Below are 22,691 nucleotides of genomic sequence, written 5' to 3' on the forward strand. Positions count from 1 at the left end.
GTTCAACCGGGCTAATGGTGGTTAAGCACATCCCGGTTAGAACCAGGACAATTGACGATTGAAGGCGGACAGTGCGAGCCGATAAGGGCAATCATATGAATGATCCTGCTGTTTTACATGCAAATGGCCGCGCCTGGATCAACCTTGATCTCCCCTCCTCGGGCCGATACTGCCAGCTCAACAGATGGCGTGCAGACTATGGAAGACCGGCTGCTATCGACCCAAAGCTGACGGTGGCGGCAGGTAGAAATCGGCCTTGAGCAGACATTCAAGAGGCGACGTCAGTGGGACTGCTACTAAGCACCTCATAGGTCAACCCAGCCTCAAAATATGATGCTCTCCACTCAAGAAATCCTACTTCTGGCTCGCACAACAAGAGAACGGTACATCCAGCCTCCCCCATTGAAACCCTTTCCACCACGGCGATATCTCCAGGAGCCGCCTCCCGAGAACTCATCCAGTCCCTGAGTACCACCGCCGCCCGGTCAATAGTGATCAGTTTTATGATACTGCCCTTGGAAAGTGTCATGCCGTCTGGCCTAAACTTGTGAACGTATCTGGCTTGTAAACCTATTTGGAGATTTAAGGAAGGTCTGCTCCTGGCCGATTGCCGCCAGTCACCAAGGGTAGCAATCGGACAAAAGCTGCCCTCACAAAATACCGCTCTCAGCCAAAAGCAGCGGACAACGCCAAACTATCCGGCGTTACTGCACCTTGCATAGCCCTTTTCCATAGGACGGGGCTTTGAGCGTGAACAGGCTACTTGAAATAGCCTGTGCGGCGTATCCGCAGGCTGTAGACCCAAACGGCAATCAGCAAGGCTGCTTGTAGGGCGGCCGGCAGTACGAACCAGGCAACCTGCACATATTGGCTGGCCGATACCAGGAAAACTTCCGGAAGCATGAGCGGGATTAGCATCAGCCCGAAAAGTAACGAGCCCAATAGAAACCACGAAGATTTTGCACTGCGCAACCATAGCAACAAGCTGCCCACGGCCAACAGAATGCAGGTCAATGCAGCGGGGAGCAGCATGATGATCGAAATATCACCCGTCCTGGCCATACCCCAGCCGTCACTGACCACCCAGTAGGCAATTTTTATTGTGAGAATCAAGCAATAAGCCACCGAGAATGTGACCATCGCCGGGCGTGAGAGGTTTCGTACCTGAGGTGTACTTGTGTCCATAAGTTCCAGATCTAGCGACAGGCCGGATCATCCAGCCAACCGCTGCAGTCTACCGAACGCTCGGGCAATCACGAAGCTGCCGGCGAACATGGCGCACGTCGAGCAAAACTCATCCCAACTCCCGCCCCAAAAACGGCGCAGTCCGGCTCCCCTTACTCTTCGCCACCTTCTGCGGCGTTCCACTCACCACCACCTTCCCACCTCGATCCCCTGCCCCCGGCCCGATATCAATCACCCAATCACTCTGCGCCACCACACGCATTTCATGCTCCACCACAATCACCGTATGCCCCGCCTCCACCAGATGATTCAACTGGCTCAACAACCGATCCACATCTCGCGGATGCAGCCCTGTAGTCGGCTCATCCAGCACATACAACGTCGCGCCCCGGGCATTGCGTTGCAGCTCGGTCGCCAGCTTAATCCGCTGCGCCTCCCCGCCCGACAACTCGGTCGCCGGCTGGCCAAGGCGCAAATACCCCAAGCCAATATCCCGCAGCACTTGCAGCGAGCGCAGCACACCCGGCTCTTCGGCAAATACCTCTACCGCTTGTTCAACCGTCAGCCCCAGCACTTGGGCGATGGTCAGCCCTTCCCATTTGATCGCCAGGGTTTGCGGGTTGTACCGCGCGCCATGGCACGTCGGGCATGGCGCGTACACGCTGGGCATGAACAGCAATTCAACGCTGACAAAACCCTCGCCTTCGCAGTTCGGGCAGCGGCCTTTGGCGACGTTGAAAGAGAATTGCCCGGCATCGAAATTGCGCTTTTTCGCCGCCGGTGTAGCGGCGAACAGTTTGCGCACGTTGTCGAACAGCCCGGTGTAGGTCGCGAGGTTGGAACGTGGTGTGCGGCCGATAGGTTTCTGGTCCACTTGCACCAGGCGGCGGATGTGTTCCAGCCCGCCGCTGATGCGGCCGCCACTGGTTTGCGGGGCGTCGTCTTCGAGGCTGGGTTCGTCTTCGGTTTCCACCACGCGGCCCAGGCCTGCGCCTACCAGTTCCAATAGCGCCTGGCTGACGAGGCTGGATTTACCCGAGCCGGAAATGCCGGTCACGGCGGTGAAGCAGCCCAGGGGGAAGTCCACGCTGAGGTCGTTGAGGTTGTTGCGCGTGACGCCTTCCAGGCTCAGCCAGCCGGTGGGTTGGCGCGGTGGTTGGCTGACCGGGCGCTTTTCGGCGAACAGGTATTCGCGGGTTTGCGAGGCTTCGATCTGTGCCAGGCCGGCGGGTGGGCCGCTGTACAGGACTTGGCCGCCGTGTTCGCCGGCAGCCGGGCCGACGTCGATCAGCCAGTCGGCGCGACGCATGGTTTCAAGGTCGTGTTCCACCACGAACAGTGAGTTGCCGGCGGCCTTCAGGCGGTCGAGGGCGGCGAACAGGGCTTCGCCATCGGCAGGGTGCAGGCCGGCGGACGGTTCGTCGAGTACGTAGATCACGCCGAACAGTTGCGAGCCCAGCTGGGTGGCCAGGCGCAGGCGTTGCAGTTCACCGGATGACAGGGTCGGTGTGCTGCGCTCCAGGGCCAGGTAGCCGAGGCCGAGGTCGGTCAAGGTGCTGACGCGTTCCAGCAGGTCCTGGGCGATGCGTTGGGCTGCCAGGCGTTTTTCCACGGAGAGTTTTTTATCGCCCTGCCCTTCGGCCACCGGGCGCAGGAGCTCGGCGAGTTGCAGCAGGGACATTTGCGACAGCTCGCCAATGTCCACGCCGGCAAATTTCACCGACAGAGCGGCCTTGTTCAGGCGCTTGCCTTCGCACAGCGGGCATGGGCTGCCTTGCATGAATTGCGACACGCGCTTTTTCATCAGGGCGCTTTGGGAGTGGGTGAAGGTGTGCAGGATGTAGCGTCGGGCGCCGGTGAAGGTGCCTTGGTAGCTGGGTTCGAGTTTGCGTTTGAGGGCGTCGCCGGTTTGGGCAGGCGTGAAGCCGGCGTACACCGGGACGGTGGGGGTTTCTTCGGTGAAGAGGATCCAGTCGCGCTGCTTTTTCGGCAGGTCGCGCCATGGGATGTCGACGTCGTAGCCCAAGGTAACAAGGATGTCGCGCTGGTTCTGGCCTTGCCACGCCAGTGGCCAGGACGCCACGGCGCGTTGGCGGATGGTGAGGGAAGGATCGGGCACCATCAGCGCTTCGGTTACTTCGTACACGCGGCCCAGGCCGTGGCATTGCGGGCAGGCGCCTTGGGGCAGGTTGGGGGAAAAGTCTTCGGCGTACAGCATCGGTTGCCCCACCGGGTAGCTGCCGGCGCGGGAGTAGAGCATGCGGATCAGGCTGGACAAGGTGGTGACGCTGCCCACCGAGGAGCGCGTGCTGGGTGTGCCGCGCTGTTGTTGCAGGGCCACGGCAGGTGGCAGGCCTTCGATGGAGTCGACGTCGGGCACGCCGACCTGGTCGATCAGGCGGCGCGCATAGGGCGCCACGGATTCGAAGTAGCGGCGCTGGGCTTCGGCGTAGACGGTGGAGAATGCCAGCGAGGATTTGCCAGAGCCGGACACGCCGGTGAACACCACCAGGGCGTCACGGGGGATGTCCACGTCGACGTTGCGCAGGTTGTGTTCCCGGGCACCCCGCACCCGCACGAAGCCTGGGCGTTGGGTGGTGAGTGAGGTGTCTGGGGGCAGATTGCGCTGGGAAGTCATGGGTAACCTTATCGGGAAGTCAGCACCGAGCGCACCCGTTGCGCCAACTCATCCGGGCTATAGGGTTTGCTCAGCAGATGAATATCGGCGCTCAGCAGGTGGTTGCTGGAGAGAATGTCGCGGGTGTGCCCGGAGGTGAACAGCACCGCTATCGCCGGCACTTGCTCACGCGCCCATTCGGCCAGGTCGGTGCTTTTGACCCGGCCCGGCATCACGACGTCGGTAAAGATCAGGTCCGGTTGCAGGCCGCCGTGTAGCATCTGCATGGCCCTGTCACCGTCTTCGGCGGTGAGCACGGTGTAGCCGGATTGTTCGAGCAATTCCACTGCGGCCGCTCGTACGCCTTCATTGTCTTCGACCACCAGAATGGTCTCCTGGCCGCCGCAGTGCTGTGGCGTAAGGGCGACAGGTGCTTCCTGGCTTTCCGGCCGGAGGCTGCGCGGGAAATACATCTGCACCACGGTGCCGCTGCCCTCCACGCTCTCGACCTCCACATGCCCGCCACTTTGGCGCACGAACCCGAACACCATGCTCAGGCCCAGGCCGGTACCGTGCCCATTCGGCTTGGTGGTGAAAAACGGTTCGAAGGCCCGTGCCAGGATCGTCGGTGACATGCCGGCGCCGCTGTCGGCGACGGCAAGGCGCACATATTCGCCGGGGCTGATGCTTTTGCCGGCGCAATCCGGGGGGTTGAGGATGATGTTTTCACCGGTGATCCGAATCACGCCCTCGCCTTTCATGGCGTCCCGGGCGTTGATCGCCAGATTGAGCAGTGCATTTTCCAATTGGTTGCGGTCGACGTTAATGCACCACGGATCCTTGGGCAGTTGTACATCAACCTGGATGGTTTCTCCCAGCGCCCGCTGCAGCAGCTCGCCCAGGCCTTCATAGATGCGCAGTGGGTTGTACACCGCCGGCGACAGCGGCTGGCGACGGGCGAACGCCAGCAGTTGCGAGGTCAGCTTTGCCCCGCGCTCCACTGCCGCAATGGCGGCGCTCACCCGGCGCTGCACCTGGAGGTTGTCCGGTTCATGCCGGGCCAGCAGGTGCAGGTTGCCGGAGACCACTTGCAGCAGGTTGTTGAAGTCGTGGGCCACGCCGCCGGTCAGGCCGCCGATGGCTTCGAGCTTCTGCGACTGGCGCAACTGTTCTTCGGCGGCGGAACGGGCCTGCACTTCGGCGGCAACGCGCTGTTCCAGGTTGTGAGTGAGTTCCTGACGCAGGCGCTCGGAGATCACATGCTCGGTGGTCTCCACCACAATCGCCAGGACCCCGGCCGGTTGCTGGTCGTCACCGGCCACGGGGCTGTAATACAGGTCCATCCACACTTGTTCCGGGCGGCCGTCGCGCAACAGTTCCAGGGGCAGACTGCGGTAGGACAAGGTGCCGCCGGCCAGGCAGGTGTCGACCACATTGCGGTTGAAGTCGGCCACTTCCGGCCAGCCCAGCTCTACCGGTACCCCCAGCAGGTAGGGGTGGCGGCCACCGGCAAACACTGAATAGCTGTCGTTGTAGATCATGTAACCCGTCCGTCCCCACAGCATGACCATCGGGATGGGCGATGCCAGCATCATCTGCACGGCACTGGTCAGGCTGGAGGGCCAGTCACCAATCGGGCCGAGGTCGGTAGTGGACCAATCGAATGCACGAATCCTCTGGGCCATTTCGCCAGCCCAGCCATCACAGCCGTGGTTATCGGATAAAAACTGCATCAGTCGGCTCTGCAAAAGATAAAAGCTGGGCGGTGATGAAAACTTTGAGCCCGGCGGCAGCAGTTGGTTTCATTGCATATTGCTTATGCCTGCATGAAGGGGCAAGGGCCGATTCAGCGAAAATCCCGGCTGCGCACATTGATGCCCGACAGCAGCGGGGTCAGGTCGGTCAGACGCCCGGCGATCAGGTGTCGAACCTCCCCCACTGCCTCCCAGCGCCCATCCACTTTAAGCAACCGCGAGCCCACCAGCGCCTGGCGTTGGCGCTCGGCCAGATCGCGCCAGACCACCACGTTGATATTGCCGAACTCATCTTCCAGGGTAACGAAGGTGACGCCGCTGGCCGTGCCCGGGCGTTGTCGACCGGTGACCAGGCCGGCGACGCTGACGTTGCGTCCATGCTCAACCAGCAGCAACTCCTTGGAACTGCGGCAGCGTCGTGCGCGCAACTCATCGCGCAACAATGCCAATGGATGTGGGCCCAGGGTGGTGCCGACGCTGGCGTAATCGGCATACAGGTCTTCGCCCACTGTCGGCTTCGGCAGTTCCACTACCGCTTCTTCGGGGCTGGCCAAACCGGCAAATAGCCCCAGTTGCTTTTGCACCCCGGCCACCTCCCAGCGCGCCCGGTGCCGATGCCCGGCCAGGCCACGCAAGGCACCGGCATCCGCCAGCAACTCCTGGGCGCGGGTGTCCAATCGAGCGCGCTCGCCCAGGTCGGCAATGTCGAAAAACGCCCGTGCCTGGCGCGCCGTTTCGATGCGCCGGCCATCCTCTTCGCGAAACCCGGAGATCATCCGCAAGCCCATGCGAATCGCCGGCTGTTGGCCTTCGATCGGTTCAAGGCTGCAGTCCCAGTCACTGGCTTGCACATCCACCGGGCGAATCTGCAAATGATGGCGACGGGCGTCCTGCAGGATCTGGTCCGGGCTGTAAAAACCCATGGGCCAGCTGTTGATCAGCGCGCAGGCAAAGGCTGCCGGCTCATGGCATTTGAGCCAGCAACTGGCGTAGGTCAGCAAGGCGAAACTGGCGGCGTGGGACTCGGGAAAGCCGTAGCTGCCAAAGCCCTTGATCTGCTCGAAGATCTGCGCGGCGAAGGCTTCGCTGTAGCCGTTTTTCAACATGCCGGTGCGCAGGCGTTGCTGGTGAGGCTCGAGGCCGCCGTGGCGTTTCCAGGCGGCCATGGAGCGGCGCAACTGGTCGGCTTCGCCAGGGCCGTAATCGGCGGCGACCATGGCGATCTGCATGACTTGTTCCTGGAACAGCGGGATGCCCAGGGTGCGCTCCAGCACGGCCTTGAGTTCCGGCGATGGGTAGGTAGTTTCTTCCTCCTTGTTCCGCCGCCGCAGGTACGGATGCACCATGCCGCCCTGGATCGGCCCGGGCCGCACGATGGCGACCTCAATCACTAGGTCATAAAAGGTCTGTGGTTTGAGCCTTGGCAACATCGACATCTGCGCCCGCGATTCAATCTGGAACACACCAATGGTGTCGGCCTTGCTGATCATCGCGTAGGTCGCCGCGTCTTCCTTGGGCACCGTGGCCAGGCTGAGGTCCTGGTTGCGATGGCGGCGCAGCAGGTCGAAGCAGCGGCGAATCGCACTGAGCATGCCCAGCGCGAGAATATCCACCTTGAGCAGGCCCACGGCGTCGAGGTCGTCCTTGTCCCACTGGATAATGGTGCGATCGGCCATGGCCGCATTTTCTACCGGCACCAGAGTGTCCAGCGGGTGTTCGGAAATCACGAAACCGCCGGGGTGTTGGGACAGGTGCCGGGGGAAGCCGATCAGTTGTTGGGTCAAGGTCAGCACCCGGCGCAACACCGGGCTGTCGGGGTCGAAGCCACCTTCGCGCAAACGCTCCAGGGGCGGCGCCTCATCACTCCAGCGCCCGCAACAGTCGGCCAGGGCGTTGACCTGATCCGGCGGCAACCCGAGGGCCTTGGCCACGTCGCGCACCGCACCCGCGCCGTGGTAACTGCTGACCACCGCCGTCAATGCGGCGCGGGTGCGGCCGTAGCGTTGGAACACGTATTGCAGCACTTCTTCGCGGCGTTCGTGTTCGAAGTCCACGTCGATGTCCGGCGGTTCATTGCGCTCCCGGGACAGGAAGCGCTCGAACAACATGCTCGTCAGAGTGGGGTCGATCTCGGTGATGCCCAGGGCAAAACACACCGCCGAGTTGGCCGCCGAGCCGCGGCCCTGACACAGGATCGAACGGCTGCGGGCGAAGCGCACAATGTCATGCACGGTGAGGAAGTAGCTTTCGTAGCCCAGCTCGGTGATCAGCTTCAGCTCATCGTTGATCTGCCCAAGGGTCTTGGCGTCCACGCCGTGCGGCCAACGCTGGGCAATGCCCTCTTCGGTCAAGGTACGCAACCAGCTCTCAGGCGTTTGCCCTTCGGGCACCAGTTCCCTCGGGTATTGATAGCGCAACTGGCCGAGGTCGAAGGTGCAACGCCGGGCAATATTCAGGGACTCTTCCAGCAAGTGCGCCGGGTACAGCGCGGCCAGTGCATCGAGGCTGCGCAAGTGCCGTTCGCCATTGGGGTGCAGGCGCGCACCGGCTTCAGCCACCGGGACGTGATGACGGATCGCGGTCATGGTGTCTTGCAGGGCACGGCGACCACGCACATGCATATGCACATCGCCGCAGGCCACCGCCGGCAGGTGCAGGCTGGCGGCCAGGTTCAAACGTTGTTCAAGGTGGCGGGCATCGTTCTGGCCGCAATGCAGCTCCACCGCCAGCCACAGGCGATCGGTAAACGTGCTGCGCAGCCATTGGATATGGGCCTGGGTGTCGGTGTCTTCGACCAGCCATAACGCCAGCAAACCTTGCACGGAGGTGAAGTCTTCCTGCAGCAGGCGGTAGTGACCTTTTTCCGCACGGCGGCGGGCGATGGTGATCAGCCGGCACAGGTGCTGATAGCCCTCCAGGTTCTCCACCAGCAGCACCAGTTTGGGGCCGTTTTCCAGGCGCATCTCGCTGCCGATAATCAGCGGCAACTCGACTTCCTTGGCCGCCTGCCAGGCACGGACGATGCCCGACAAGGTGCACTCATCGGTGATCGCCAGCGCTGCGTAGCCCTGCTGCTTGGCCCGCTCGAACAGCTCGCGGGCACTGGAGGCGCCACGTTGGAAACTGAAGTTGGACAGGCAATGCAGCTCCGCGTAATTCATGCGAACCAGCCTTGCAGCCACAGCGCGCCGCTTTCACCCACGGTGCGGTACGCCCAGCCCTGTTGGCCGGCGCGGGTGCGCACCAGGTAGTAATCGCGGCGCACATCGGCGCCATCCCACCAGCCGGATTCGATGCGCTCCGGGCCCATCAGGATGTGTAGGCCGTGCTCGGCCAGGGGCGTCGGTTCATGCAACAACCAGCCGGGGCGTTGCACGTTGTTTGAGGGTGAGCACGGGCGAAGATCAGCACCGGGTTGCCAGGCGCATTCGGGGCGGTGATCGGCGTGAAAGCGCAGGCCTTGCACCGCCTCGTCTCCAAGCCGCGCCCGCAGGCGTTCGCGCAGTTGTTCCCACGGCAGGGTTTGTTGCGGGCGCTCGTCGAACAGGTCCTGGCGCTGGGGCACAAACACCGGCAGGTCCTGGGCCACCAGGCGAAAGCCACGCACCGGCGAGGTGACTTGCACCTGCTCCAGGCGGCCACGGGCCAGTTCAAACAGCATCGCTGCGTCACGCTCGGCGCTGAGCAGGCCGACTTTGATGACGGTGTCGGGTTCTGCGGCGTGTTCCAGGTGCAGGTCAAAGCGCTGCACGCCACTGTCGCGGCCACACAGGAACGCCGATAAATCGCCGGTCAAACGGCGCAAGGGAAATAGCAAAGCCTGGTGGGACAGCACATCAAAATTCAGCTCGATGCGCACATCGAACTGGTCCGGCGGTTGGTAGAACGCCAGGGCCAGGGGCCGTTGCCCGCACAGTGCATCGAGGTGTTTGAGCAGCGCCGCGTCGAAACGCCGGGCCAGGGTATGCCGGGGCAATGCCTGCACCTGGGCCAGGGTGCGCAGGCCCATGCGCGACAACGCGGTGGCGGCTTGCGGGTCGAGGCCGGCGCGATCGATGGGGATCGGCGCCAGGGCTTGTTGCAGGCCTTGCTCATCGGCCACGGCCAGGCCGTCGTAGGCATTCGCCAGAATCCGTGCCGCCGCCGGGTTCGGCGCGGCGACGATGCGGTGGCGAAACCCGAGGTCGGTCAGTTCCTTGCGCAAGCGCGCTTCGAGCAACGGCCAGGGCCCGAACAGGCCCAGGCTCGACTCGATCTCAAACAGTAACGCCCGTGGGTAATACACGCTGACCTGGGAGCTGAAACGGTAAGCCCAGGCGGCGAGAAATTGCTGCCAGTATTCGATCTGCGCCGGGTCGTATTCGGCGCAGGCAAAAGCCTTGGTCAAGGCATGGGCCGCCGTCAGGGATTGGCCGGGGCGCAGGCCGAGTTTGCGGGCGGCCTCATTGACGGTTTGCAGCACCCGCCGCTGGGGCGTGCCGGCCAACAGGGCCAATGGCTGATCCGGTTCGGGGCGCAGACGCAGCACCCCGTCCAGCGCCAATTGCGGGAAGACAATACACACCCAGCGCATGCCAACCTCAGTGCCCAAGCGCAATGGGCGCGGGATGGGCCAGGCCGCCCCGGCACTTGAGCACCCGCACTTGCGCAGGGCTCGCCTCCACCGCCAGGCGCAAGGCGGCCGGTGACGGGTTGATGGCCTCGTTCAAGGAACGCCAGGCAAAGGCCAGGGTCTGGCCCGTTTCCGCCGCCACCTGCAAGCGGCGCAAGGCCCGGTCATCGGCCTTGCGCGGCCAGCACAGCACCGCGCCACAACTGCCGGAACGCAGGCATTGCTCCACGGCCCACAGGGCGTCACGTTCATCGGCCTGGATCACGGAAAGCTGGCGCACATCCACCCCGGCGTTTTGCCAGGCGTGGGGGTACGGCGTGTAAGGCGGCGCCACCAGCACGATGCGCTCGCCGGCCGCCGCCAATCGCGCCAGGGTCGGCCACACCAGTTGCAACTCGCCCACGCCCTCCTTCGCCATCAGGATTTCGCTCAACGCCGCTTCCGGCCAGCCACCGCTGGGCAGCACTGCATCCAGGGCCGCAAGCCCGGTGGGATGGATGCTGGCAGGCGGCGCGGCGGGCCGGCCTTTCCAGACCCGGCCGCCATTGAACAGCGAGTCCAGTGCAACGACGGCGCCCATCAGCCTTGCCTCACCAAACCGCAAAACACCCCTTCGATGGCCAGGTCCTGATCGGGCCGCACCACGATGGGTTGATAAGCGGGGTTGCGCGGCAGCAAGCGCACGCGCTCGCCGACGTGTTCGAAACGCTTGATGGTGACTTCACCGTCAAGGCGCGCCACCACGATCTGCCCGTTCAAGGCCTCGGCACTGCGGCGTACGCCCACCAGGTCGCCATCGAGGATGCCGTCTTCGATCATCGAATCGCCCTGCACCCGCAGCAGGTAATCCGGGGTTTTCGCGAACATGGCCGGGTCGAGTAAGAGGCGGTTGTGCACTTCAGCGTCGGCGCCGATGGGCAAGCCGGCAGCTACCCGGCCGAGTACCGGGATGTCCAGCAGCTCCGGCCGCGCCGGCTGATTGAGCAGGCGAATGCCGCGTGCCTGGTTGGGGTTGACCTCGATAAAGCCACCCTCGGTCAGCGCCAGCACATGCTTGCGCGCCACGCTGCGGGAGGCAAAGCCGAACGCCTCCGCGATCTCGGCGAGGCTGGGGGACTGGCCTTGCTGCGCGATACGGTCGCGGATAAAGGTCAGGATGGCGGTACGGCGGGGCGTTAGATTCGTCATGGAGTACATTTGTACTCCTGTGGGAAATTTCTAGCAATATCCGTCAGTCGCTTCCTATGTGGTCACGGTAGCTGTGTTGGCTCTTGCTCTTCACCACTCATGACTTTTGGTAAAGAGTCCTTTTCGGATTCAGCGGTTTTTCTGAAGGAACGAGGGGTCGATACTCGACTCCATTGTTCACATCACTTCAGGAGTCACTCATGTCTATTCCCGCATTCGGCCTCGGTACGTTCCGCCTGCAAGGCCAGGTCGTCATCGACTCCGTCAGCACCGGCCTGGAGCTGGGCTACCGCGTCATCGACACCGCGCAAATCTACGAGAACGAAGCCGATGTCGGCCAGGCCATTGCCGACAGCGGCATCCCACGGGACGAGCTGTTTATCACCAGCAAGATCTGGATCGCCAATTTCGCTGAAGGCCAGCTGATTCCCAGCCTCAAGGAGAGCCTGCGCAAGCTCCAGACCGATTACCTGGACCTGACCCTGATCCACTGGCCATCGCCGGAAGACCAGGTGCCGGTCGCCGAGTTCATGGGCCAGTTGCTGGAAGCCAAGCGCCAGGGCCTGACCCGCCAGATCGGCATTTCCAACTTCACCGTCGACCTGATGAAACAGGCGATTGCCGCCGTCGGTGCCGAGCACATCGCGACCAACCAGGTCGAGCTGCACCCGTACCTGCAAAACCGCACCGTGGCGGATTTTGCCAAGGCCCATGGCATCCAGATCACTTCCTACATGACCCTGGCCTACGGCGAAGTGCTGAAGGACCCGGTGATCCAGCAGATCGCCGAACGTCATCAGGCAACCCCGGCGCAAGTGACCCTGGCCTGGGCCATGCAACTGGGTTACGCGGTGATCCCGTCGTCGACCAAGCGCGCCAACCTGGCCAGCAACCTCAAGGCGCTGGAGCTGACCTTGAGCGACGCCGATATGGCGCAGATCGCCGGCCTGGAGCGTGACCATCGGCTGACCAGCCCCAAAGGCATCGCCCCGAACTGGGACTAAGCCGCAGGGCTGCGGGACAACTCCCGCAGCCACGGCAGTACCCGCAAGCCACAAGTGGCTGGCGGCGGGTCGATGATGTCCATGAAGTGTTCGAGGTTGACGCTGTCCGGCGCTCCCGGCAGGCGCACCAGCAGTGTCGGTGTGGCGGCCGGCGTGCCCAGGTCGCGGATATCGTAGACCAGCACATGGCGAATCTGCGGGTGCTGTTCCTGGTAGGCCAGTACCCCGCCCTCGCTGTCTGCCAACCCGGCATTGATGATCAGCACGTCGAACGGCTCCGTCGGGATGGCCGTGAGGATCAGCACTTCTTCAAAAGTTTGCACCGGGACGATGCGGTAGTAGCCCAATTGGTTGAGCATTTTTTCGATGTACAGCCGTTGAAGGTGCTGTTCATCGGCGATCAGGATGGTCAGTGCTTTGTTTGGCATGGCGATCACCTGAGCAAGGAGCGCTCGTGAGGGACTGGGCGGCCTATTTTCCAGACATATCTCGAAGACTAAATAAGGCTTGTTCCACCTTCATGTAGGAGTTGTCCCAAATAGCTCGAATGACAGCCCTCGCCGGTCAAGTCTGATTGCAATAAACCGACAACCCGTGATGCAGGTGAGCGAGCGCTTCGTCCACGTCGTCGACGGTACCGGCCAGCTCGTTATGCGCTTGCCGTTCACAGACGTTTTCCAGTACCTCACAGCACTCCATCAATGCCTGGGCCTTAACCATGCGCGCGCCGCCTTTGGTGCGATGGGCCAAGTCATGCAGGCCGGCAAAGTCGGCCTTGCGTTGCAGGATCAGCAACTGCCCATGGTCGGCTTCCAGGCTGTCGAGCAACGGCGCCAGCAATTCTTTTACCGCGTCGATATCGCCCCCGGTCAGTTTCTCCAGGTGGCTCAAGTCAAAGTCTGCCGATGGCTCATCTGCGGTGGCCGGTGCCACAGAAGGCGTTGCCGTTCGCAGCACCAGAGCCGCATGCAAATCCTCAAGGCCGGTGGGTTTGAACAGGCAGCCATCCATTCCCGCCTGCCGGCAACGTTCGGCCTCCTCGGGCTGGGCATTCGCGGTGAACCCCAACAGCAGGCAAGGCGCCAGGCCACGCTCACGCTCCAGGGTGCGGATATCCCGCGCGAGTTCGTAACCGTCCTTGAACGGCATATTGCAGTCGGTAATCACCCCGTCAAAATGACCGGACAACCACAACTCAAGCCCCTCGACGCCATCTTCGGCAGTGGTGATTCGGTGCCCCAGGAAGCTCAACTGCCGGGCCAGCAGCAGTCGGTTGGCCGGGTAGTCATCCACTACCAGAATGCTCAGTGCATGAACCGGCGGAGTTTCCAAGGCAACGGATACGGCCGGTCTCAGGATCGCGTCGGCGACTTCCAGCTCCAGCGTGACGTCCACCCGGGTGCCCTGCCCCAACAGACTGCTCAATTGCAGTTGCCCGCCCATCATCTCGCACAGGTTGCGGCTGATGACCAGGCCCAGGCCCGAACCGCTGCGCGCCGATTGCGCGGTGTTGTTGCCCTGGATAAACGGGTTGAACAGGCGTTTCTGGTCTTCGACACTGATGCCGATGCCGGTGTCTTCCACCCACAGCCTGAGGCTCAGGTAGCCGTTGGTAATCGCCGACGAACCGGACGCGCCAAGCCGTACCTGGCCATGGGGAGTGAACTTGATTGCATTGCTCAGCAGGTTCGACACCACCTGCTTGAAACGCATCGGGTCCACCACCACGTATCGGTCAATCAGCGGGTCGAGTTCCACCGTCAATAGCAGGCCCTTGGCCCGCGCCAGCCCATCGAATACCCGTGCTACGGAAGACAGCAACTCGTGCAGGTTCGAAGGTTCAAGGGCCAGGGACAGATGGCCCGACTCAATGCGTGCGATGTCGAGAATATCGCCGATCAACTCCAGCATGCCCCGCGACGCATCAGCGGCCACCTCCAGCGCATCACGGTCGGCCCGATCCTGCTCGGCGGCTTTCAAGGCCAGTTCGATCATGCCGATCACGGCGTTCATGGGGGTGCGTATTTCATGGCTCATGGTCGCGAGGAAGGTGGTCTTGGCGCGATTGGCTGCGTCGGCATCCTCCTTGGCCTCCTGCAACTGGCCCAGCAGGTGCTGCCTTTCGCTGACGTCGACCCAGCCGGCGATCATGCCCACTACCCGCTCATCACCGTCGCGGTACGGCAGCATCCAGTGGTAGATGGTCAGCACCGTCCCGTCCGGCACCTTGAGCACACGGTCCTGGATCTGCGGCTCGCCCCGCTCCATCAGGCGCAGGTAATCCTGATGAAAAGACTCGGCCTGGGGACGATTGCCAGGGTCGGTCTCGACCACGGTTTTACCGGTCACATCCTCCAGCTTGTAATCGAACACATCGAGGTAAGCACTGTTGCATGCCATCAGCCGACCGAGGCGATCCCGCACATAAATCGGATGAGGCGTGCCGTCGATCAACACCCCCATAAAGCGCATCTGATCACTCAGGGCGCGCTCGGCCTGGACTCGTTTGCGGATCAGCTGGCGCAGATAGATTGCCCAACAGAGGGTGATCAGCAACAGCAGTGCCGCGAGGCTGAAGCCTTGAATAATTGCATTGCGGTGCCGCGCCCAGTAGCTGTCTTCAACCAGCACTTCGCTGCGCCAGTGGCTGGCCAACTCGTCCATTTCCTGGGGCGTGATGCTCAGCAGTGCTTTGTCCAGGATCGAATACAACTCCAGTTGGCTGCGGTTGACACCGAAAGCGATGCGGGCCGGCTCAGAGCCGACCGTGCTGGTAACCCGCAACCGGTCACGGTATTCGCGGGCAATCATGTAGCGGGCGCTGATCAAGGTATTGACGGCAGCATCGGCGCCGCCACTGGCCACCAGCGCCATGGCGTGTTCAGGGTTCTCGACGTCCACGAACTTGATGGTGGGATAGTCCCGGGCGATCCCCTCCTGCAGGCTATTGCTGCCAATCAGCGCCAGGCGCTTGCCGGCCATGTCTTCCAGGGTCAGGGGGGTGCCGTCATCAATGCGACTGACCAGCACAAACGGATTGATCAGGTAAGGTCGGGTAATGCGCACCTTTTCGGTCCGCTCGGCGCTGGGCGTGACCACCGCGATCATGTCTGCGCCACCCGCGCTGACCTTGTCGATTTGCTGGGGCATCGAGGTGCCCGGGATGAAGTCAAACTTCAACCCGGTGCGCAAGCTGATGCGAGCCAGCACCTCCGCGCTCAAACCTTCGAACGCGCCCTGCTTGTCGACAAATGAAACCGGCAGGAACTTGTCGAGTGCCGCGACCTTTATCCTGGGGTTCTTGTCCAGCCAACGCTGTTCACTGGCGCTCAAGCGCAACCGGTCCGCGCCCAGGAACCCAAGATTACCCGCACTCCAGCGCCGCAGGATTTCCATCTGCTCACTGACCGGAATAACGGCCAGCGCCGCGTTGATGATCGACTGCAGGCGCGTGTTGTCACGGGGGAATGCAAACCCGAAGGGATTGACTTCAAGTGACGAGAAATCCGCCATTCGAACGTTGTTCAGGTGGTTTCTGTTGATCAGGTAGTTGGTGCTGATTGCGTCCCCCAGGTAAACATCTGCTTGACCAAACGCCACCGCACCGATGCCCTCGAAGGTCGACGGAAAAAGCTGTAGCCGGGCATGGGGATAAAACGCCTGCACCGCATCAGGTTGCATGTAGTGATAGAACATCGCCACGCGCTTGCCGGCCAGGTCGGCACTCAAGGTCTGGCTGTCGCCTGTGCGGGTTACAAGTGCTGGTTGATCCATGGCGTAGGAGCGCGATAACACAAGTTGCGAGTCTGCTGCTTCGTAACCGTTGGCAGACCCCATAAAGTCCACCTCGCCGCGCTTGAGCGCGCTGATGGCTTCATCCCGATTGTCGTAGCGTCTGACTTCTATGGTGATGTTCAGTGCATCGGCGATCAGCGCCGCATAATCCGCCGTAATCCCCTCAAGCTCATCGCTGGTGCTCAGCTCGAAAGGTGCGTAATCAGGCGCCGAAATCCCCATCAATAAGCGGCGCCGTTCGCGTAGCCAGCGCCAGTCCGCCTCTTGCAGCTCTACGGTGGGGGTTTCAAGAATGGAGTGCCCCAGCAGGTACAGGGTGCGTGGCTCACCCAGGGCCAGGCCTTGTGTACAAAACACGCCCAGCAGCAGACTTGCACTCAGCCACAAGACCCGGAAGTTGTTCATTTCAGATCAGGTGATTGCGCTGGGCGAACTTGGACAAATGCACCACCGACGACATCCGCAGCTTCTCCTTCAAGCGGGTTTTATAAGTGCTGATGGTCTTGTGGCTGAGCAACATGTCCTCGGCTATTTCCTTGTTGCCAAGCCCCAGTGCCAGCTTCTGCAACACGGTCAACTCACGGTCGGACAGCTCTGCCACCAGGTCCTGCTCGGTGGACTGCAAATCGTCGCGCCGCACCGAGCTGGTGGGCAGGCTCGGAAAGCAGCTGTAGTTGGACATCACGGCCTTGATCGCTTTTTGCAGTTCATCCAGCTCGCCGGTCTTGGCGACAAACCCCATCGCACCGGCCCGCATGCAGCGGGTGGAGAAGAACACCGCCAGGTAGGACGTCAGCACCAGGATCTTGCAAGGCAGGCCCAGCGCCTTGATTCGGCTGATCACCTCCAGGCCGCCCAATTTGGGCATCGCCAGGTCGAGGATGATCAGCTCGGGGCGCTCTTCCCTGGCGATCTGCATGGCATCGGCGCCGTTGCCGGCCTCGAAGATCGTGTCGAAACCTTCCTGCCTCAGCAGATAGCGCACGGTTGCGCGGATAAATTGATGGTCATCCACGATTAAAGCTTTGCTCATAAGGCTCCCCTGGGAGAATTCAGCACCGTTACACATCACACGGGACCTATCTACCTGTGAGAAATGACAGTTCCGACGAACGGCTCTGAACATTCCTACAAGCAATAGCCGGGTCCCTCCACTTGAACCGCGCATAACCATAGGTAAGCGGCACCGGCGTGCCTGGCTAGTCGCAAGCGCGCAACCTTACCAATGGAATGACGCGGCAACTGAAGGGATAGTCCCAGCTCGATGTAGGACTTTTCCTCACTAAAGCATAGTAAAGAGCGGCCTGCCGGGGAGCGGAGGTCGTCTAGTCGGTGGTACTTGGGCTCCAGAACGCCTGTACCACAAGAGTCGAGGTCGAAATACGCGCCACCAGCGCGTCCAGTTCGTCACCGTCGACGGAGGTCACGGCCAGCGTCGCCTCGATTTCCACCTCTTCAGGACCAAAGGGACGTACGTCCACGTCACTGGCCGGGTAGTTGCAGCGCGCAAGCTCGGCTTCGAGCAAGGCCAAGACCGCTTTTTGCTGGGTACGCCGGGCCACCACGTAGAGAATGTTGGTGACCTCGGCCGACACCACGTCCAATGGCTGGCGGTTGATGTTATTGACGATCGGCCGCAGCAAGGTGTTGGCTGCCAGCACAAACAACGTGCCCAGCAGCGCTTCGAGGATCAGGTCGGCACCGGCACACGCGCCCACCGCCGCCGATGCCCAAAGGGTGGCTGCGGTATTCAGCCCGCGCACGTTGCCCTCTTCACGCATGATCACGCCGGCACCAAGAAAACCGATGCCCGAGACCACATAGGCCACGACCCGCACCGCCCCTTCCGCGCCGCCCAGACGGTTGGCCATGTCGACGAAAATCGCCGCGCCCACCGCCACCAGCACATTGGTACGCAAGCCTGCTGTGCGCTGGCGGTACTGACGTTCGAAACCAATCAAGCCGCCGAGGATAAAGGCTGCGGTGAGGCTGACCAGCGTGTCGATCAGTGAGTTGAGGTTGATGTTGTTGATTGCTTGCATGGTGTGTCACTCCTGCGTGAGGAAACCTTCGGGCAGGTACGACCGTCCGGTGCCGTGGCCGAGTGGCGGGCACGACAGGACAGGCCCGCCTGTCGCAAACGACAGGCGCGTCCGTAGTACCGCGATGCAGGGCATCACCTACTGGTCAGCGTCGATGAGAGGGAACTCGGAATCGGGCCAGGACTGGCCGCTACCGGGATGCCGTTTCTCGCTTTTGGGCGAGACAACGGCATCGGAAAAATGCGCGTTATCTTGCCAAGTTTGTGCCGGTTATCGAGACCGGCCGACGACTGTCACTCGAACAAGTACCCACTGAGGGTCTCCGCTATTGATGAAAACGCGCGAAGTTTACGCTCCGATTTAAGGAGAGTAAACCGTAGGAAAGCGCACCCGAAAGGGTTAGGAAGATTCTTCAGGTAGGGTTCAGGTAGGCGCCTCCACCCCCGTAGCAGCTGTCGAGCCTAAGCGAGGCAGCGTCGGCCGCACTGCGGTCATCGAGCCAGACACAGCACCGAGTCGCGCCGAACGCAGCCTCGCCCAGGCTCGACAGCTGCTACGCAAAGGACGGTCGATCACGCTCTACCAGCGCCAAATACTCATTGATCTGCCCACCCGCCAAGGCCTTCACCTGAATGGACACCCGATTCACCTGCCGCCCCATCTCGATCCCATCCCGAGTCCGCACCTGAACATACCCAAGCCGGGGCCAGAACCGCTCGGCCTTGACGTTCCCCACCACCACCGTCAGCCGCAACCAGCGTGCGCCCTGGCTCACCACCCACGTCTGGAAATCCGCATGCAGCTGCCGCGCAAAACCGGTGCCATGCAACGGCGTGGCCACCAACAGCAACCCGATATGCCAAACCCCGGCCGCCAGCAGGTCGGACGCCACATTCACCACCGCAACCAACTGCCCTTCGGCATTGCGATAGCCAATCCAGTACATCCGCGTGTAGCTCCAGGTGTCGGGCAGTTGAAGAGTCAACTCATCCCGCGCCTCCATGGGCATGGCAGGCTCACCGTTGACCGCGAGAAAATACTCCGGCGCCGCCTCGAAAAAGCCCTGCAGCTCGGCTTCATCCTCAAGGGTCAGCTCAACCACCCGGATGCCCGCTATCGAACTGCGCGGCAAGGCCATCGTTTCAACAACATCCATGTTCATCCCTTCTCAATCGTCGCGCGTCAGTACTTCCAGCAACTCAATTTCAAAGCGCAGATTACTGTTGGGCGTGATATGCGCGCCCATCGATCGCTCGCCGTACGCCAGATGCGCCGGTACAAACAACGTGCGAATGCCGCCGACTTTCATGCCCATCAGCCCCTGGTCCCAGCCTTTGATAACGCGACCGGTACCGATCACGCATTGAAACGGCTTACCCCGCTCCCAGGAGGAGTCGAACACCGTGCCGTCTTCGAGGGTGCCGGTGTATTGCGTGGTGATCAGGGCGCCTTTGACCACGGCTTTGCCGTCGCCTAGGCGGACGTCGGTTATTTCAAGTTCGTTGCTCATCGTGTTCTCTCGTTGTCACAGCAGCCGGTGTAGGTTAATCGATGAAAGCCAGCCGCCCTTTGCGCTAATTCAGGTAATGGCCAAAAACGAACGGCAGTTTACGTTTTCAGGAGAAGGAATGCCGATATGGAATGCCTGACTCCTGACAACTACACGTCCGTCAAAGGCCAAATCAGTGACATTTCTCTTTCCTTTGCAGGAAGCTTCCTAGAAAATTCTGCCCCCTTGTGCCGTTCAAATCACATGGCTAGTCTCCAGCGGTCACTGCCAATTCAGTGACCGGGTTTAGTAGCCCACGACGTGATTAGGCGCAAGGCGCCCCCTTCTGCAAGGCGCTTTTTTTCGGCCCTGCGTTATGGTGGCCGTGCGTAGGGCACCTACGGGTGCGCCGGGTCCTAATCACCGGTCTACTAACCTGCGTGCGGCCGCCACCCCGTTTAGTAGCGATGGTGTCGGCTCTCTAACGTCGATTAGGAGTTTAACCATGAGCAAGATTGTTACTGAAGAACCAGCGCTATTTTCCGTTGACCCCGATACCAGTTTTGAAAGCGCCCTCACCCATACCAGCAGCTTGTTGCACTGCGCATCAGTCACCGCCCAACAAGCCGGCGACCAGTTGGATGGCACGTCGCGGGCACTAGTCATTTCAGTAATGCACCTGGTGGATATGGCACGCGTGATGGTTGACCAGGCGGTGGATTGTTTACAACCGCGTTAAGGATATCGATCGTTCCCGCGCCGAGCGAGGGAACGATCCCCATGCCTCTAGCAAACTACGTACCGGAACTGACCTACAACCCAAGCGGAAGCAACTGACTTACCCTCGTTCATCATTTCACCTCTTATAAAAAAACAACCACCCTTGGTTGCATAAAAATAAGAGGTCACCCGCAATGAGCGATCCAACAAGCCCTGTCCGCATAGCTGTCATACAGTTCGATCCCCAGGTCGGAATGGAAAACCGGGAACGTAACCTGCGTCATAGCCTTGAGTTGGCAACGGAAGCAGCGGGCGGTGGTGCCAATCTGATCGTGCTGCCAGAGCTCTCGAACTGTGGCTATTTCTTCTCCAGCCGTCAGGATGCGTTTGATCACGCCGAGGCCATTCCGGGCGGACCGAGTGTGCAAGCCTGGATGGATTTTGCCTGTAAACATCAGGTGTATCTGGTGGCAGGCCTCAGCGAAATCTCCGGCATGCAGTTGTTCAACACCGCCGTACTGCTGGGGCCGGACGGTTTTATCGGCAAGTACCGCAAAGCCCATTTGTGGAACCTGGAAAAGCTCTGGTTCAGTCCTGGCGATGTAGGGTTCCCCGTATTTGAAACACCCATAGGCCGCATAGGCCTGTTGATCTGCTGGGACATCTGGTTCCCTGAGGTGCCGCGCATCCTCAGCCAGCAAGGCGCCGATATTATTTGCAGCCTCAACAACTGGGTATGGACCCCGCCTCCGTTGTTCGACGACGCGGGGAAGTGCATGGCGTCGTACCTCACGATGACCGCTGCTCACGTCAACAACGTGTTTATCGCCGCTGCCAGCCGTATCGGAGAGGAACGCGACGCACGTTACCTCGGGTGTTCGCTGATTGCCGGAACCAACGGTTGGCCCATCGGCGCGGTGGCTTCGGCGAATCGGCAGGAGATCCTGTTTGCCGATGTTGACCTCACCAGCGCTCGCAGCGCACCCATCTGGAACAGCCTCAACGACTTGCAGCGGGACCGGCGTACTGATCTTTACGACCAGATGCTCGGGTATACCCAGCACCGCGCCCTGCCACGCTGATCGGAGGGCCCATGATGGAAATCCTTTTAGAAAAACCGTCCCTACACTGCTCCCGAGCCGATAAGACAGTCATCGCCCTGGGCGCTGCCAGTGCATTGCTGATCCTATGGATAGCCCTGACTCACCCTTGGCCGGGCTATGTCGACATGGTGACCAGCCTTCCTCACCCCAGCGCCTGGCTTCGCTGGGTGCTGGGGGATATCAGCGAAGTCGCGTTCTACAAACATGAACTGGCCTCACTCGGCCTGCTTGGCGGCGCGTACCTGGCGTGGTGGGCCAGCCGTACAGGCAAGTCCTGGCAAGGCTTTGCCATCTCGTATGGCACCGGGCTATGGCCCTGGCTGGTGACCAGCTCATTACTCGGTTTACTGCTGAGTAATGCGCTATGGGGATGGACTGTGACTGCAAGCACTTGGCAGCCGACGTTTGCAGCATTTGTTTCGCTGCCGGCGGCCATGGTGCTGATGTTCGGCGGAGGCTGGAAAGTCACCCTCAACGGCGCAGTGCTAGGGGCCTTGCTGGTCACGCCGATGTGTTTGTTGATCGTCAATTACATCTGCGTACCGCTGGGCTTGCCGGTGGTCATCGGAAATGTGCTGGGGATGGCGGTTGGCAGTGTGATTGCATTTGTGTTGTGCCGTCGCGTGCCGATCCTGGTGCGCAGCCACTACATAGCCCCGATAAAGCCTGCGCCCTTGAAGCCACCGAGCTATGGCGTGGTATGGAGCGCGCGAAGGGTATTGGCAGACTTTTCCGAAGCGCCGTTCTTTGGCAATGAGCTGGCCAGCCTTGGCTTATTGGCTGGCGTGTTACTGGCTTATGCGCTGAACCCGATGAGCCCGGCCTATGGATCTGGCCTGATAGTGCATCTGATCGGCGCGCAAGCGTTGACGTCTGCGCTGGGCGTGGTGATCTGGAGACATCAGTGGATCAAACGTGGTTGGTATCCCACGTATGTTCCGCTGGTGTCGGTGGTCCCGGCGGCCGTGTTGACCTATGGCGGCAGCTGGGTGGTGATGGGTTCAAGTGCATTGCTAGGCGCGTTGATTGCGCCGCCACTGGCCTGCGCCATTGCAGGACGGCTACCCGCGCACTTTCATCCTTATATCGGCAACGTCATCTCGATGGCGTTGAGCACCTTGATGGTGGTGCCATTGGTGGGATGGTTAGCCGTTTAGCCACCCTCCCTTAAGCCGGGCAATG

The 22,691-nt window shown here is 61.4% G+C and carries 17 protein-coding genes; 4 read left to right on the forward strand and 13 right to left on the reverse strand.

Annotated features, from left to right (window positions below; genetic code table 11):
- Nucleotides 1-759: 759 nt before the first annotated feature.
- The 7 genes from SNL23_RS02145 to lexA form a co-directional block, all read right to left on the reverse strand.
- Nucleotides 760-1,185, reverse strand: a complete 426-nt coding sequence (locus tag SNL23_RS02145) for a hypothetical protein (RefSeq protein WP_318301488.1) — start codon at nt 1,183-1,185, stop codon at nt 760-762.
- 109 nt (nt 1,186-1,294) lie between these two features.
- A complete protein-coding gene (gene uvrA, locus SNL23_RS02150; RefSeq protein ID WP_318301489.1) occupies nt 1,295-3,823 on the reverse strand; it encodes an excinuclease ABC subunit UvrA in 2,529 nt (842 codons plus the stop codon).
- An 8-nt stretch (nt 3,824-3,831) separates the two neighbouring features.
- Complete coding sequence (locus tag SNL23_RS02155) at nt 3,832-5,535, reverse strand: ATP-binding protein (protein ID WP_318301490.1); 1,704 nt, start codon at nt 5,533-5,535, stop codon at nt 3,832-3,834.
- Between the two features lie 113 nt (nt 5,536-5,648).
- On the reverse strand, nt 5,649-8,738 hold the full coding sequence (locus SNL23_RS02160; protein WP_318301491.1) for an error-prone DNA polymerase: 3,090 nt from the start codon (nt 8,736-8,738) through the stop codon (nt 5,649-5,651).
- Nucleotides 8,714-10,129 carry a Y-family DNA polymerase gene (locus SNL23_RS02165; protein WP_318301492.1) on the reverse strand — a complete coding sequence of 472 codons (1,416 nt, stop codon included), beginning with the start codon at nt 10,127-10,129 and terminating at the stop codon, nt 8,714-8,716. The genes SNL23_RS02160 and SNL23_RS02165 overlap by 25 nt, the downstream gene beginning before the upstream one ends.
- Nucleotides 10,130-10,136: 7 nt before the next feature.
- Nucleotides 10,137-10,748 (reverse strand): translesion DNA synthesis-associated protein ImuA, encoded by a 612-nt coding sequence (gene imuA, locus SNL23_RS02170; protein ID WP_076016919.1) that lies wholly within the window; start codon nt 10,746-10,748, stop codon nt 10,137-10,139.
- Nucleotides 10,748-11,365: a transcriptional repressor LexA gene (gene lexA, locus SNL23_RS02175; RefSeq protein WP_076016918.1), complete on the reverse strand. Its 618-nt coding sequence runs from the start codon at nt 11,363-11,365 to the stop codon at nt 10,748-10,750. Before lexA ends, imuA begins: the two co-directional genes overlap by 1 nt.
- Nucleotides 11,366-11,556: 191 nt before the next feature.
- Between lexA and dkgB the strand changes: the two genes are divergently transcribed.
- A complete protein-coding gene (gene dkgB / locus SNL23_RS02180) occupies nt 11,557-12,360 on the forward strand; it encodes a 2,5-didehydrogluconate reductase DkgB (protein ID WP_076016917.1) in 804 nt (267 codons plus the stop codon).
- On the opposite strand, the gene SNL23_RS02185 is transcribed toward dkgB, so the two are convergent.
- The 6 genes from SNL23_RS02185 to SNL23_RS02210 form a co-directional block, all read right to left on the reverse strand.
- Nucleotides 12,357-12,788: a chemotaxis protein CheY gene (locus SNL23_RS02185; protein ID WP_076016916.1), complete on the reverse strand. Its 432-nt coding sequence runs from the start codon at nt 12,786-12,788 to the stop codon at nt 12,357-12,359. The genes dkgB and SNL23_RS02185 overlap by 4 nt on opposite strands.
- Before the next feature lie 136 nt (nt 12,789-12,924).
- Entirely contained in the window at nt 12,925-16,560 is a 3,636-nt protein-coding gene (locus tag SNL23_RS02190) for a transporter substrate-binding domain-containing protein (RefSeq protein ID WP_318301493.1), read from the reverse strand.
- A gap of 1 nt (nt 16,561) precedes the next feature.
- Entirely contained in the window at nt 16,562-17,188 is a 627-nt protein-coding gene (locus tag SNL23_RS02195; protein WP_318301494.1) for a response regulator transcription factor, read from the reverse strand.
- Between the two features lie 292 nt (nt 17,189-17,480).
- Entirely contained in the window at nt 17,481-18,197 is a 717-nt protein-coding gene (locus tag SNL23_RS02200) for an MgtC/SapB family protein (RefSeq protein ID WP_076016913.1), read from the reverse strand.
- 553 nt (nt 18,198-18,750) lie between these two features.
- Nucleotides 18,751-19,353: a GNAT family N-acetyltransferase gene (locus SNL23_RS02205; protein ID WP_318301495.1), complete on the reverse strand. Its 603-nt coding sequence runs from the start codon at nt 19,351-19,353 to the stop codon at nt 18,751-18,753.
- A gap of 12 nt (nt 19,354-19,365) precedes the next feature.
- The gene (locus tag SNL23_RS02210) at nt 19,366-19,707 is read right to left on the reverse strand and encodes an FKBP-type peptidyl-prolyl cis-trans isomerase (protein WP_076016912.1); all 342 of its coding nucleotides are present in this window, start codon (nt 19,705-19,707) and stop codon (nt 19,366-19,368) included.
- A gap of 484 nt (nt 19,708-20,191) precedes the next feature.
- Between SNL23_RS02210 and SNL23_RS02215 the strand changes: the two genes are divergently transcribed.
- The 3 genes from SNL23_RS02215 to SNL23_RS02225 all read left to right on the forward strand — a co-directional run bounded on the left by SNL23_RS02215 (nt 20,192) and on the right by SNL23_RS02225 (nt 22,666).
- The gene (locus SNL23_RS02215) at nt 20,192-20,425 is read left to right on the forward strand and encodes a DUF6124 family protein (RefSeq protein ID WP_076016911.1); all 234 of its coding nucleotides are present in this window, start codon (nt 20,192-20,194) and stop codon (nt 20,423-20,425) included.
- Nucleotides 20,426-20,600: 175 nt separating this feature from the next.
- Nucleotides 20,601-21,488 carry a nitrilase family protein gene (locus SNL23_RS02220; protein ID WP_076016910.1) on the forward strand — a complete coding sequence of 296 codons (888 nt, stop codon included), beginning with the start codon at nt 20,601-20,603 and terminating at the stop codon, nt 21,486-21,488.
- Nucleotides 21,489-21,502: 14 nt separating this feature from the next.
- Nucleotides 21,503-22,666: a hypothetical protein gene (locus SNL23_RS02225; RefSeq protein WP_318301496.1), complete on the forward strand. Its 1,164-nt coding sequence runs from the start codon at nt 21,503-21,505 to the stop codon at nt 22,664-22,666.
- The last annotated feature ends 25 nt before the right edge of the window (nt 22,667-22,691 follow it).

The organism is Pseudomonas sp. SED1 (genome assembly GCF_034044025.1).
Taxonomy (GTDB): Bacteria; Pseudomonadota; Gammaproteobacteria; order Pseudomonadales; family Pseudomonadaceae; genus Aquipseudomonas.